Origin of the sequence: Altererythrobacter xiamenensis, from assembly GCF_900177715.1 — a bacterium.
Lineage (GTDB): Bacteria > Pseudomonadota > Alphaproteobacteria > Sphingomonadales > Sphingomonadaceae > Erythrobacter > Erythrobacter xiamenensis.
On the sequence record NZ_FXWG01000002.1, the window covers coordinates 207,394 to 220,489 of the forward strand.

Annotated in this window: 14 protein-coding genes; 6 read left to right on the top strand and 8 right to left on the bottom strand. The window is 63.4% G+C overall.

Annotation, left to right across the window (positions count from 1 at the left end; genetic code table 11):
* Nucleotides 1-61 precede the first annotated feature (61 nt).
* The 6 genes from CCE89_RS06285 to CCE89_RS06310 form a co-directional block, all read right to left on the bottom strand.
* Nucleotides 62-919, bottom strand: coding sequence for a head GIN domain-containing protein (locus CCE89_RS06285; protein ID WP_086437213.1), 858 nt, complete (start codon nt 917-919; stop codon nt 62-64).
* A gap of 157 nt (nt 920-1,076) precedes the next feature.
* Entirely contained in the window at nt 1,077-1,610 is a 534-nt protein-coding gene (locus CCE89_RS06290; RefSeq protein WP_086437214.1) for a CarD family transcriptional regulator, read from the bottom strand.
* Nucleotides 1,611-1,811: 201 nt separating this feature from the next.
* Nucleotides 1,812-2,609, bottom strand: coding sequence for a YihY/virulence factor BrkB family protein (locus CCE89_RS06295; protein WP_234989976.1), 798 nt, complete (start codon nt 2,607-2,609; stop codon nt 1,812-1,814).
* 40 nt (nt 2,610-2,649) lie between these two features.
* The gene (gene fdxA / locus CCE89_RS06300; RefSeq protein WP_086437215.1) at nt 2,650-2,988 is read right to left on the bottom strand and encodes a ferredoxin FdxA; all 339 of its coding nucleotides are present in this window, start codon (nt 2,986-2,988) and stop codon (nt 2,650-2,652) included.
* 15 nt (nt 2,989-3,003) lie between these two features.
* Nucleotides 3,004-3,306 carry a S4 domain-containing protein gene (locus CCE89_RS06305; RefSeq protein ID WP_234989977.1) on the bottom strand — a complete coding sequence of 101 codons (303 nt, stop codon included), beginning with the start codon at nt 3,304-3,306 and terminating at the stop codon, nt 3,004-3,006.
* Nucleotides 3,307-3,319: 13 nt separating this feature from the next.
* Nucleotides 3,320-5,875, bottom strand: coding sequence for a helicase-related protein (locus tag CCE89_RS06310; RefSeq protein ID WP_086437999.1), 2,556 nt, complete (start codon nt 5,873-5,875; stop codon nt 3,320-3,322).
* Between the two features lie 283 nt (nt 5,876-6,158).
* Between CCE89_RS06310 and CCE89_RS06315 the strand changes: the two genes are divergently transcribed.
* From CCE89_RS06315 to CCE89_RS06340, 6 genes are all read left to right on the top strand, one after another.
* Entirely contained in the window at nt 6,159-7,790 is a 1,632-nt protein-coding gene (locus CCE89_RS06315; RefSeq protein WP_234989979.1) for a peptidoglycan DD-metalloendopeptidase family protein, read from the top strand.
* Between the two features lie 64 nt (nt 7,791-7,854).
* Nucleotides 7,855-8,850: a porphobilinogen synthase gene (hemB, locus tag CCE89_RS06320; protein ID WP_086437217.1), complete on the top strand. Its 996-nt coding sequence runs from the start codon at nt 7,855-7,857 to the stop codon at nt 8,848-8,850.
* Complete coding sequence (locus tag CCE89_RS06325) at nt 8,843-9,412, top strand: GNAT family N-acetyltransferase (RefSeq protein ID WP_086437218.1); 570 nt, start codon at nt 8,843-8,845, stop codon at nt 9,410-9,412. The genes hemB and CCE89_RS06325 overlap by 8 nt, the downstream gene beginning before the upstream one ends.
* Nucleotides 9,405-9,962: a GNAT family N-acetyltransferase gene (locus tag CCE89_RS06330; RefSeq protein WP_086438000.1), complete on the top strand. Its 558-nt coding sequence runs from the start codon at nt 9,405-9,407 to the stop codon at nt 9,960-9,962. The genes CCE89_RS06325 and CCE89_RS06330 overlap by 8 nt, the downstream gene beginning before the upstream one ends.
* The gene (locus CCE89_RS06335; protein ID WP_086437219.1) at nt 9,959-10,531 is read left to right on the top strand and encodes a gamma carbonic anhydrase family protein; all 573 of its coding nucleotides are present in this window, start codon (nt 9,959-9,961) and stop codon (nt 10,529-10,531) included. Before CCE89_RS06330 ends, CCE89_RS06335 begins: the two co-directional genes overlap by 4 nt.
* The gene (locus CCE89_RS06340) at nt 10,531-10,812 is read left to right on the top strand and encodes a DUF167 domain-containing protein (RefSeq protein ID WP_086437220.1); all 282 of its coding nucleotides are present in this window, start codon (nt 10,531-10,533) and stop codon (nt 10,810-10,812) included. Before CCE89_RS06335 ends, CCE89_RS06340 begins: the two co-directional genes overlap by 1 nt.
* On the opposite strand, the gene CCE89_RS06345 is transcribed toward CCE89_RS06340, so the two are convergent.
* A complete protein-coding gene (locus tag CCE89_RS06345) occupies nt 10,809-11,450 on the bottom strand; it encodes a YoaK family protein (RefSeq protein WP_086437221.1) in 642 nt (213 codons plus the stop codon). The genes CCE89_RS06340 and CCE89_RS06345 overlap by 4 nt on opposite strands.
* A 31-nt stretch (nt 11,451-11,481) precedes the next feature.
* Nucleotides 11,482-13,077: a cisplatin damage response ATP-dependent DNA ligase gene (locus CCE89_RS06350; RefSeq protein ID WP_086437222.1), complete on the bottom strand. Its 1,596-nt coding sequence runs from the start codon at nt 13,075-13,077 to the stop codon at nt 11,482-11,484.
* Between the last annotated feature and the right edge of the window lie 19 nt (nt 13,078-13,096).

The window sequence follows — 13,096 nt, forward strand, 5'->3', positions numbered from 1 at the left end:
CGCGGTCTTGTTCTGTGCAACGCCCGTGCGGTGAACGGCGCGGGCGCTTACCGCAATTGGATCACGCCTTGCGCGGTTTCTTCGGCGAGGCCTTCTTCGCCACGCGCTTCTTGCTCGCGGCCTTCTTCTTCGCCTTCGGTTCGGCCTTGGCGACGTCCTCGGTCGCTTCAGCCTCAGCCGGCTCGGATGCCGCTTCACAGATCACCTTGCCCGAACCCATCGACTTGACCTCGCAGGTTGCGCGGCCGGTGACGCGGACCGTTCCCGAGCCCATGATGTTGGCATCGACCTTGCCATCGGAAGCGAAAGCCGCATCGCCCGAACCGGCAATATTGATATCGGCGCTATCGACCTTGAGGCCCTGCATGTCGGCCTTCCCCGAACCTGCCACCGTCAGATCGAGCGAGTCGGCCCTGCCGCCAGCGCTCATGGTGCCCGAACCGGCGAGGGTAACGCTGGCCTTGCCTGCGCGCACATCGGCCACGTCAAGCGAACCGGAGCCGGCAATCGTGATGTCCGTATCGCCTTCCATGGCGGCAGCGGTGACCTTGCCCGACCCGGCGATGGTGATCGATTCGGGTGCGGGCATGGTAACGCGCACGGTTGCAGTACCGACATCGCCCCATTTGCCCTTCTCGCGCATCACGCCGAGCGTGCCGTCCTTGAGCGTGAAGCGAACCAGGTCCGCTGCCTTGCTGTCGCCTTCGACTGCAATGTCGAGCGTGCTACCTTCGGAAACCACCACCTCATCAGGGCCCGCGAGGACCAGCTTCGTTGGTGCATCGCCCGATGTATCGAGCTCGGCTAGCGGAACACCTTCCTCACCGTTGATGCTGATGTCCATATCGCACCCTGATACGGCGGCGCCGAGCGCGAGTGCCGCAATCGGGGCAATTCCCTTGATAAGCTTGTGAAGCATGGGCGGTGGTCTCCTCCAAAAATCCTATGTCCAATCCCTTGGCGTATTGCCGACATAATACACCAAGCCCCAAGCTGCAAGCGCCCAACGAAAAAGGGCCGCCCGACGGGCAGCCCTTCATCGATCCCGAAAGGACCTTGATCGATCAATCGTGCGATCAGGCGTCTTCGGTATTCTCGTAATATTGCGGAGCGTGCTCGCGCAGCACGTCGAGGATTTTCTCGAGCGCAGTCGCTTCGTCGGTTTCCTCCATCGCAGCAAGTTCGCGCGCGAGGCGGCTCGAGGCAGCTTCGAAGATCTGGCGCTCCGAATAGCTCTGCTCGGGCTGGTCGTCCGGACGGAAGAGGTCGCGGGTTACTTCGGCGATCAGCACGATCTCGCCCGAGTTGATCTTGGCTTCGTATTCCTGGGCGCGGCGCGACCACATGGTGCGCTTGACCTTGGGCTTGCCCTTGAGCGTTTCCATCGCTTCCTTCAGCGTCTTGTCGCTCGAAAGCTTACGCATGCCGATCGATTCAACCTTGTTGGTCGGAACGCGCAGCGTCATGCGCTCCTTCTCGAAACGCAACACGTAAAGTTCGAGCTGCATGCCCGCGATCTCTTCGTTCTGAAGTTCGATGACACGGCCAACGCCGTGCTTGGGATAGACGACATAGTCGCCGACGGTAAAAGCAGGAGCCTTGGTGGCCATGCACTTTCCTTTCTTGTCGACCCGGCCAGCTTTTACGACAGTCGAAGTCTGCATTCGGGCCAACCGAGGTGGCACCGCACAGGACTTCAGAGCTGTTGATTGCTGGTCCTTGTCCTTCTCGCTCTACGCCCGATACCGAGACCAAACCGGCGGGCTTGATTGATTATATAACATAATCGCAACAAAATTGCGAGTCCCGCGTCATTTGGCTGGTGCGCGGGCACATACAGCCGAAAAATGCGCCCCGAAGAGAAGGAAGAAGGCGCTCAGGAACAGCCACGTCATGAGGACAATCACAGCGCCCAGAGAGCCGTAGGTGGCATTGTAACTCCCCAGATTCGCCGCATAAAAACCGAACCCTGCGCTTGCGATCATCCACCCGATGGCGAAGAGGGCTGCGCCCGGCCTGATGTCGTGCCAGGCCGGCGAAGGGCGGTTGGGCCCGATCCTGTAGAGGATGCAAGCGCCCGCAAAGCCAGCGGCGCCAACGACGAGGAAACTCGCGGCACCAGCGAATCCCGCACGCAGCATGCCCGATAGAGCGCTTGCGCCGGCGACCAGTCCCAGCGCCAGCACCGCGCCGGCCGTGATTGCGAGCGCCATCAGATTCGCTTTGAGGATCCCGCGGTTTTCATCAGCGTGGAAGGCGATGTTCATTCCGGTGATGATCGCCAGCGCGCCGCTGCGAGCGCTGAACAGCGCCAATGACAGCGCGAGGAGCAATCCCAGGCCCTGGGCTCCGGTCCGTGTCTCGATTACGCTATCGAGCTGGTCGGTCACCAATTGTGCGGCAGAGGGTGGCAAGGTCTCCGCCAGGGTCTGCGCATGACCTGCAACGGTCTCGGCGTCGGCGACGAGACCGTAGGTCAGAACGACGACGGCGAGCAGGGGCACCATGGCGAGAAAGGCGTAGAACGCGATTCCCGCAGACAGCAGTGTGATGTTTTCCTCGCTGGCGTCGGACCACGCCCGCTTGGCTCTATCGATCACGGAACCCATGGTGCGAGCGACGAATCAATCGCCCGATGGTTCCTGAAAATCAGTCGCCTTCGCCGGGCTCCGGAGTGAAGTACTTCTCGAACTTCCCCTCTTCGCCCTTGTGCTCGTCGGCATCTGCGGGCGGATCCTTCTGGCTGGTGATGTTGGGCCACTCAGCCGAATACTTGGTGTTGAGCTCAAGCCACTTTTCCAGACCATCCTCGGTATCGGGCAGGATCGCCTCGGCCGGACATTCCGGCTCGCACACGCCGCAATCGATACATTCGGAAGGGTTGATGACCAGCATCGTTTCGCCTTCGTAGAAGCAATCCACCGGGCACACCTCGACACAATCGGTGTATTTGCATTTGATGCAGGCGTCGGTGACGACGTAGGTCATTGAGGATCATCCCTTTCAATCGCAGTTCTTGTTCGCTGCTATGGAGATTTCGCCCGCGCGGTCAAGCTCACGATATTGCGAGCGGGCAATGTCAGGCGATCCGCGCCTGTCGGGAAGCTCCAGAATTTCCACGATGCGGACACCGCTTCCCCATGGAAAAACCAGCACGTCGCCGGGACCAGCTTCCGCACTGGTGCGCGACACGTGGATGCCGTTCAAGCGCATGTGGCCCGCTTCGATCATCGCAGCAGCCTTGCTGCGAGTTCGCGCAAAACGGAGATAGACGAGCAGCCGGTCGAGCCGCATCGTCTTGCGCATTATGCAGCGCCGCTCACTTGAGCAGATCCGCCAGCGCATCGAAGGCGCCGCCGCTCCTGGCGGGGCCTGTATCGACCGGCTTCGGCTTGCGCGGCCCGCGTTGCTTGTCCCTGGATTTGCTTCGCGGCCCGCCTTTGCCCCTGGAGTGCTGCGGCTGATTCTTTCCGCTCTTGCGGTGCCCATCCCGATGCCCATCGTTGCGGCCGGTATCCTTGCGACGGGGCTGCCAGATCCAGCGATCGGGCGCGGGTGGGCCGAAGGCCTTTTCGTCGAGCGCAGGCGCACGCTGCAGCCGGAACCCGGCACTGCCGACCAGGCGCACAAGGTTTTCCTCTTCCAGGCCGATCGAAATGCCGAGCGCGGTGTCGAGCCGGAAGCGTGCATTCCGTTCGCCGCCTGCCTTGGCGCGCGATTCGAAAGCGGCACGAAGGATCTTTTCCGCGAGATCGACGCGAATCGCCTGTTTGCCTGCCGGTCGATAACCCGCGGGGAGACGCGGCGTTTCGGGAATGACCGGCAGCATCGCTTCCTGCAGCGGCCTATGATCGATGCCGAGCGCATGCAGCAACTGGCGCGGCGCGGGCTTGAGCAAAGCGTGCGCGAAGATGTCGAGTGCGCCGAACACCACGCCGAGCTTGCGCAGATATGGCCGCAATTCCTTGGGCAAATGCTCGAGCCCGGCCTTCTCGCGGCTGACGACGCCGTGCCCGTCGATAAGAGTATGGATGAGCGCGCGCGCTTCGGACCCGGCCTCGGGATCGCGCGCTGCGGCGGCCAGTTTGCGCAGTGGCTCGAGCGGTTCGAGTTTCGCCGCGAGCCACGTCTTGAGACCTGCTTCGAGCCGGGTCCGCGGCCCTTCGGGCAGCATGGTCAGTTCGCGCGCGAGCGTGATCCGGCCCTCCCTGAAATCCTCGGGCATTTCGACCGTGGCAAGCCGGCTGCCTTTCCAGCGAATTGTTCCGTCCGCCAGTTCGAGCTCACCCAGCCCTTCGCCCAGAAGCCAGTCGGCACGCTGTGTGAGTATGCCGGGCAGCGCCTTCTCTCCGGCCGCGAGCAGCATCTTGCGATCGGCGACGGTCGCATCGGGATCGACGGCGAAGCGAAATCCCTCCAGTCGTCCGATCGGCTCGTCATCGACGGTCAACCGGCCGTCCTCTTCGAGCTTGACCGGCAGCGCGCTGGCATCCTGGCCGAGGGATTTCATCAGTATCGTCGTCCTTCGATTCACAAATCTTTCGGTGAGGCGCGCGTGTAGCGCGTCGGAGAGCCTTGCTTCAACCGCTATTGCGCGCGCCGCCATTTCATCGCGGGCGAGCACCCAGTCGGGCCGCTGGCAGATATACGCCCAGCTGCGGATTGCGGCAATGCGCCCCTGCAGCGTATCGATATCGCCCTGCACGCGGTCGAGCTCGGCAATCCGCGCAGCGACGAAATCGGCCCCGAGATAACCGCCCTGGAGATCCTGCCACAGCCGCGCGACAAAACGCGCATGCTGGTCCGCGCCGATCTGGCGGAAGTCTGGGAGCGAGCATGCCTCCCAGAAACGGCGGACCTTGCCAGCGCCCTTTATCTGCGTTGCCAATGGCTCTTCGGCGAGGCGTTTGAGCACGGCGAGATCGATCGCTTCGGGCGCGGCGCGCAATTCGGGCCTGTCGGGTGAGGCCTCCAGATCGGCGATCAGCGTTCCGAGTGAATCAAAGCGCGGTTCGGGTTCGCGCCAGTAAAGATGGGTCAACGGCTGGAAGCGGTGCTCCTCGATCGCGTAGATCTCTTCCTCGGTGAACTCGGGCGGAGCGCCATTTGCGCCGCGCATGCCCGATACCGTGCCGAAAGTGCCGTCGCGCTGGTGCCTGCCGGCGCGGCCGGCGATCTGTGCCATTTCCGAAGGCGTGAGGCGCCGCTTGCGCCGCCCGTCGAACTTGGTGAGCGCGGCAAAGGCCACGTGATGCAGGTCGAGGTTCAATCCCATGCCGATGGCATCGGTGGCGACGATGTAGTCGACCTCGCCAGATTGGAACAATTCGACCTGCTTGTTGCGCGTTTCCGGTGAAAGTGCCCCCATGACTACCGCCGCCCCGCCGCGGAAACGCCGCAGCATTTCGGCCATCGCGTAAACCTGCTCTGTGCTGAAAGCGACCACGGCACTGCGCGGTGGCAGGCGCGAAAGCTTGCAACTGCCTGCGTGGCTTAGCGTGGAGAAGCGCGGCCTTTCGATCTTCTCCGCGCCCGGGACCAGCGCATCGACCATTGGGGCAAGCGTGGATGAGCCGAGCAGCATGGTCTCTTCCCGACCGCGAGCATTGAGCAACCGGTCGGTGAAGATGTGCCCGCGCTCCGGATCGGCACCTATCTGTGCTTCGTCGAGCGCGACGAAAGCCTTGCCTCCACCGAGGCGGTCCATCGCTTCGACCGTGCAGCAGAAATAGCGGGCGTCCTTGGGCTCGATCCTTTCCTCGCCCGTGATTAGTGCGACGGCATTGTCGTCTTTGATCGCCCGGACCCGGTCGTAAACCTCGCGAGCCAGCAGGCGGAGCGGGAAACCCATCATGCCGGAGGAATGACCGCACATCCGCTCGATCGCGAGATGCGTCTTGCCGGTATTGGTCGGCCCCAGGACCGCCTTCACATGGGTGTCGGGATTTGCGCTAAACACGGCTGACCTTGTGGCATCGGCACGCGAACCGGGCAACCGCCCGACATCGTCCGGCGCAAGCCATGCACAACATGTCGCTCTCAGGACTCGGTTGATCGATTGTTAACGCGGTCTTTACTTTGATTGGGCAGGAAAATCCGCCATTAGGGGGCGCATGGACGGGCGGCGAAAGGGTCGCCGGGCGCGCCGGAGGGAAGAGTTGGATCATTCGCGCGACATCGCCGCGGGTAGTGACGGGGACGTGAGCGATCACGTCTTCGAAAGCGGCCCCGTGCGCGACGAATGGGTTTCCTCCGAACAATCGGCAGGCCTGTCGGCCATGGTGCTCGAACGGAGCCACGATTGGCGCGACCGCTTCCATACATGGCGTGAGGATGTTTCAGAACGGCTTGAGCAATTCGATCTCGCGCCCGACCTCGCCCAGGACATCGGCAGCGGCCGGTGGTTCCGGGGGCTCGGCACGATGATGGGTCTCGCCGCGCTTTCGCTGGCTTTCTGGCCCGATTTCTCCGCGCTCGAGGCCATGCCCGCGATGCAGGCCGACCAATCCGTCCGCGACGAGTTCCGAAGCCAGACGATCGCGCCGCTTGCTCTCGGCGCCGACACCGGTCGCCAGAGCGCGCCGGGTTCGCAAGTCATCCCGCTGGCAGCCGCCCCCGAACGTCCGCAGATCCAGCTGGTCGCCACGCTTTCCACCGGCGACAGTTTCATGCGCACATTGCAGCGCGCCGGCGTGAGCGGCACCGATGCGGAACGCGTCGATGCGCTTGTTTCGGGTGCGATCGACCTTGCCGAGGTCGAGGCCGGCACACGGATGGACATCACCCTTGGCCGACGCGCCCAACCCGGTGCGCCGCGCCCGCTCGACGAACTGTCTTTCCGCGCGCGTTTCGACCTCGAGCTCGAGCTTTTCCGCGACGATGCCGGGATGCTTGCGCTCAAACGCAATCCGATCCGGGTCGACGATACGCCGCTGCGTATTCGCGGCACGGTCGGGCAGAGCCTCTACCGCTCGGCCCGCGCGGCTGGTGCACCCGCCAGCGCGGTGCAGGAGTATATCAAGGCTCTCGACGGACAGATCGACATGGAGCGGCAGATCGCCGCATCCGACGAGTTCGACATGATCATCTCCTATCGCCGCGCGGCGACAGGCGAGCGCCAGGCAGGCCAACTGCTCTATGCCGGTATTGATCGCGGCGGTGAACCGAAGACCCAGCTGATGCGCTGGGGCGAAGAGGGCCGCTTTTACGAGGCCTCCGGGGTGGGCGAGCAGCGCAACGGCCTGGTCGCGCCGGTTCCGGGCAGCATTTCATCGAACTTCGGCATGCGTCGCCACCCCATTCTTGGCTATCGCCGAATGCATGCGGGCATGGATTTCCGCGCGCGGTACGGCACGCCGATCGTTGCGGTGACCGATGGGCGCGTTACCGGAGCAGGCCGCATGGGCGGCTGCGGCATCGCCGTGCGGCTGGATCACGGCAACAGCCTTTCCACCCGCTATTGCCATATGAGCCGCCTTGCCGTCAGCCGCGGACAGGGTGTGCGGCGGGGACAGGTGATCGGCTATGTCGGCTCGACCGGCCTTTCAACTGGTGCACACCTCCACTACGAAATGTATCGCGGTGGCCGGGCAGTGAACCCCGCCTCCGTGCGGTTCGTTACCCGCGCGCAGCTCGAAGGGCGTGAGCTGATGGAATTCCGCGCTCGCCTGCGCCAGTTGAAGGATATCGAGCCGGGCGCGGCACTCGCCGATCTCGAGAAGCGCTCGGACGAAATCGATGCGCCGAAGCGCGAGATCGAAAAGCTCGACCAGAAGCGCGAGATCAGCTGAACCACACGGGCGGGGCCGCGTTAGGCGATTGCCTCCCACCGGCAATTGCGGCAACACGTGCCGCATGACAGCGAGCTATCCAAATCTTCGCCTGCGGCGCACCCGCGCGACCGGCTGGAGCCGCGCGCTCCACCGCGAAAACCTTCTCACGCCCGCCGACCTGATCTGGCCGCTGTTCGTCACCCAGGGCGAAGGCGTCGAGGAGCCTATTTCCACATTGCCGGGCGTCTCGCGCTGGTCGACCGACGGGATTGCGGCACGCGCCAGGGAGGCGGTGGACCTCGGCATTCCGTGTATCGCGCTCTTCCCCAATACGCCTGCCGACAAGCGCAGCGACGACGGCGCAGAGGCGCTCAACCCAGACAATCTGATGTGCCGCGCGATCAAGGCGATCCGCGATGCTTGCGGCAACGATATCGGCATCCTGACCGATGTCGCGCTCGACCCCTATACCGCGCATGGGCAGGACGGGCTCGTCGATGACGCGGGTTATGTCACCAATGACGATACGGTCGCCATCCTGGTCGACCAGGCGCTTAACCAGGCCGAGGCGGGCGCGGATATCATCGCCCCGTCGGACATGATGGACGGCCGCGTCCATGCGATCCGCATGGCGCTCGAAATGAACGGCCATTCCAATGTCCAGATCATGAGTTACGCCGCGAAATATGCGAGCGCATTCTACGGGCCGTTCCGCGATGCGGTGGGGAGCCGCGGGCTGCTCAAGGGCGACAAGAAAACCTACCAGATGGATCCGGCCAATTCGGACGAGGCGCTACGCGAAGTGGGGCTCGACATTGCCGAGGGTGCCGACAGCATCATGGTCAAGCCGGGTCTCGCCTATCTCGACATCGTGCGCCGGGTGAAGGAACGCTTCGACGTGCCGGTCTTCGCCTATCAGGTATCCGGCGAATACGCGATGATCGAAGCGGCTGCGGCGGCTGGCGCGGGCGACCGCGATGCGCTGGTGCTGGAAACGCTGCTGGCGTTCAAGCGCGCGGGTTGCTCGGGCGTGTTGACGTACCATGCAGCTCACGCGGCCAAGCTGCTGAATGGCTGAGACCGCCACCGCCTTTCACTACGAGACCGAGCGCCTCATCCTGCGCGATTGGCGTGAAGAGGACTGGGAGCCTTTCTGGCAGGGGACCAATACGAAGGCGGTCATGCGCTGGCTGGGCGGTGTGTCCGACGAGGTCAAGCGCGACGCGGCCAAGCAGCGCCTGCTCGGCTATTCACGCGATCACGGCCACACCTTCTGGGCGCTCGAGCGGAAGGATGATGGCGCGATCCTCGGCTTCTGCGGATTGAAGCGCTGCAACCATGCGGGCGGCCCCCTCGGCATGATGGAGGTCGGCTGGAGGTTGCGCGAGGACGCCTGGGGGAAGGGCTACGCAAAGGAAGCGGCGACCGCCTCGCTCGATCTGGCTTTCGATCGCTTCGGCGCCGATGAAGTGGTCGCGCTGACGGTGGCGGGCAATACGGCGAGCTGGGGCCTGATGGAGCGGCTCGGGATGGAGCGCCGCGAGGACCTCGACTTTGCCAATGCCGATTTCGATCCCGATGACCCGGTGATCATCGTCTATTCGCTCACCCGCGATGCCTGGGGCGCGCAAGTTGGCTGACATCGTGATCGAGACCGAGCGGCTGATCCTGCGTAGGATCGAGGAGGGCGATGCAGCGCTCCAGTTCGCGGTCCTCAACACGCCCGCCGTGATGGAATGTCTTGGCGGAGTGAAGGAGCTTCACGAGATCGAGGCCAAGCATGCCAAGAGCATGGCGTGGTTCGCCCAGCATGGCTTCGGCTTCATGATGATGATCGAAAAGGACACCGGCGAGCTCGTCGGCCATGCAGGACTCAAGCGGGTCGACAATGAAAACGCGCCCAATCAGGGCGACTACGAGATCGGTTGGCTGGTGCGCGAGGATCGCTGGCGGCGCGGCTATGCTGTGGAAGCGATGCGCGCGGTGATCGACTGGGCCTTTACCCGCCATGATGCGCCGCATCTCGTCGCGCTGACGAGCGAGCGCAACGAGCCCAGCTGGCGGCTCATGCAAAAGCTCGGGATGGAGCGGCGCGAGGATCTGGACTTCGTCGATCCGTCCTATGAAGCGCGCGACAATCCAACGATTCAATATTCGCTCGGACAAGAGCAATGGGAGAAATCACAATGACGACACGTTCAGGCGTGAACATCATCCCGATTCACGGGAAGACACCCAAGATCCACGAGACCGCGTTCATCGCGCCGGGTTGCACGATCATCGGCGATGTCGAGATCGGTGCGGGAAGCTCGATCTGGTACAATTGCGTGCTGCGCGCGGACGTTTTCACCATCCGCATCGGCGAGCGTACCAATGTCCAGGACGGCAGCGTACTTCACTGCGATCCGCCGCGTCCGGGAGACGAAGACGGCTCGCCTCTGGTGATCGGCGATGATGTTTTGATCGGCCACATGGCCATGGTTCATGGCTGTGTGATTCATGATCGCGGCTTTGTCGGGCTCGGCGCGATCGCCATGAACAAGGCGGTGATCGGTAGCGATGCCATGCTGGCGGCCGGCGCGATGCTGACCGAGGGCAAGGTGATGGAGCCGCGCACGCTGTGGGCGGGCCGCCCGGCCAAGCCGATGAAGGAGCTGACCGATGCGGCCATCGCCGGGATGCGGATGGGCGTCGCTCACTATGCCGAGAATGCGAAGCACCATGCGGAAGCCGTTCACGAGGCGCTCGGGAAGGGCTGATGGCCCGGCCCCGGGCGGTGCTACCTCCCCAACAGGCTATCGAGGAACTGATCGAACCGGACGGACGGCTCGCGGTCCGCGTAACGCCGGGCGCGCGCAGTGAGGCCATGACGATTTCGGACGGCACGCTCCATGTGAAGACGCGTGCCAAGCCCCAGGATGGCGCTGCCAATGACGCGGTTATCAAGCTGGTCGCGCAAGCGCTCTCGGTCGCGCCGTCGCGTGTCGAACTGCTGCGCGGTGCAACATCTCGCGACAAACTGCTGCAAGTGGCGCGCTAGCTGTCCTTTCCTTCAATCCGGAAGGCGAAGACACACAGCAGGCCCGCCACCCCGAAGATCGCAAAGGGCGCAAGTGCCCTGTCGATGGTGTAGAGCCATGCGCCCGAAGCTGCCCCAGCGGCGAGTGCCAACCACAAGCTGCCATATCCCCTCATGGAGCTCGCCGGGCGTCCCGAAAGGCGCGCTGCCAGGCCCTGACCGAAGCGAACGAGCGCGCCGGTCATGTAAGTCACACCCACGGTGACTTCGCCGTTGCGAATAAACGTGTTGTTGGCGAAACCCATGGCCGCCGCAGCCGCCGCAAGGAAGACGGCATTGGCTCCGCCAAGGGCCGCAATTGCGCCAAGCCCGAGGAGCAATGTCACCACAGCCAGCAGGATGCGCTTGCGCCAGTTTGCCCAGCGGTTCGCCGTCGTTGCTCCGGCTACAACTCCGACCATGAACGATCCGATGATGCCAAGGGGTACAAGAGCGGTGGAGGCGGCTTCTACAAGGTCGACGCCCAGTCTTGTCGTGTTGCCCGACATGAACGAGGTAAAATACCCGCCTGCGACGATGAAACCGATCGCGTCGGTCTGACCGGCGAGGAATGCCAGCCCCAGCGCCAGCCGTTGGCGATTGATATCGTAGCGATGCATCGCCGCGACAATGACGCGCTGGCGATGGATTTCAATCCCGGATGAGAGAGCGCAGACTTTCGATCCGGTCAGCCTCGTGCACTGGCTTGTCCCAGCGAATGCGGTGGATGCGCGGAAAGCGCATGGCGAGACCGGACTTGTGGCGCTTGCTCTCGTGCACGCTGTCGAAGGCGACTTCGAACACGAGGCTCTTGTCGGTCTCGCGCACAGGGCCGAAGCGATTGACCGTGTTCTGTCGGACATGGCGATCGAGCTTCTTCAATTCCTCGTCGGTAAAACCCGAATAGGCCTTGCCCACCGGGAGCAGGTCCGCGCCCTTATCCGGATCGCCGTCCCAGCAGCCGAATGTGTAGTCGGAGTAGAAACTCGAGCGTTTGCCGCTGCCGCGCTGGGCATACATCAGCACGCAATCGACCAGCAGCGGATCGCGCTTCCACTTGTACCACAGCCCGGTCTTGCGCCCGGCGACATAGGGGCTGTCGCGGCGCTTCAGCATCAGCCCTTCGATCGCATCGTCGCGCGTGCCTTCACGGATCTCGGCAAGATGTTCGAAATCGCGCGCCTCGACCAGTTGCGAGATGTCGAAATGCGTTTCGGGCAGGCGCGGGTGCAAGGCTTCCAACTGCTCGCGGCGGTGTTCCCATACCCTGTCACGCAGATCCTCGCCCTCGATGATCAGAGCGTCGTAAAGCCGCACAAAGGCCGGCAGCTCTGTCAGCATCTTCTTCGAGACGTTCTTGCGCCCAAGTCTCTGCTGGAGCGCGTTGAAACTCGCTGCACCGCCTGCTTCGCCGCCCTGATGGGCGCCGCGGACCAGCAATTCGCCATCGAGCACGGCGGGAATGTCGAGCGCGCCGACCAGTTCAGGGAAGGTGTGGCTGATGTCGTCGCCGCTGCGCGAATAGACGCGTGTCTCCCCGCCTGCATTGACCAGTTGCACGCGGATACCGTCCCATTTCCATTCGGCGGCATAATCCTCGAGGCTGACCACTGTCTCTTCGAGAGGGTGCGCGAGCATGAACGGGCGGAAGGTCGGCATGTTCTCGATATCGGGCGGGTCCGCACCTTCGGCCGCCCAGGCGAACAGCTCGTCATAAGGCGGCTGCAATCCGTGCCAGTATTCCTCGACATCATCGACCGAAACGTCGAAGGCCTGCGCGAAAGCGGTCTTGGCGAGGCGGCTCGAGACACCGATGCGCATGCCGCCGGTGGCGAGCTTGATCAGGGCATAGCGGCCATTGGCGTCGAGCCGGTCGAGCAGTTTCGGCAGTTCCGCCATCACGCTCGCTCGGGTCATGCCCGATAGCGCTTCTACGGTTTCGCTGACGGTCGGCGGGTCCGGCTCAGCACCTTCAACTTCGGGCCAGAGCAGACTCGCGGTCTCGGCGGTGTCACCGACGAAATCGCGGCTCAGCGACCAGAGCACCGGATCGACGCGCTCTTTCATCAGATTGCGGATGGTCGAGCTTTTCACTGCGGGAAAGTCGAGCTCACCAGTCAGAGCCGACAATGCCCAGCCGCGGTCCTGTGGCGATGTGTCGCGCAGATAGTCCGCGATCAGCTGCAGCTTGCGATTCCGGCTACGGGTGTAGACCAAAGCATCTATAAGAGCGGCGAATTGGTCCATCAGGAGTCCAAACCGGCTT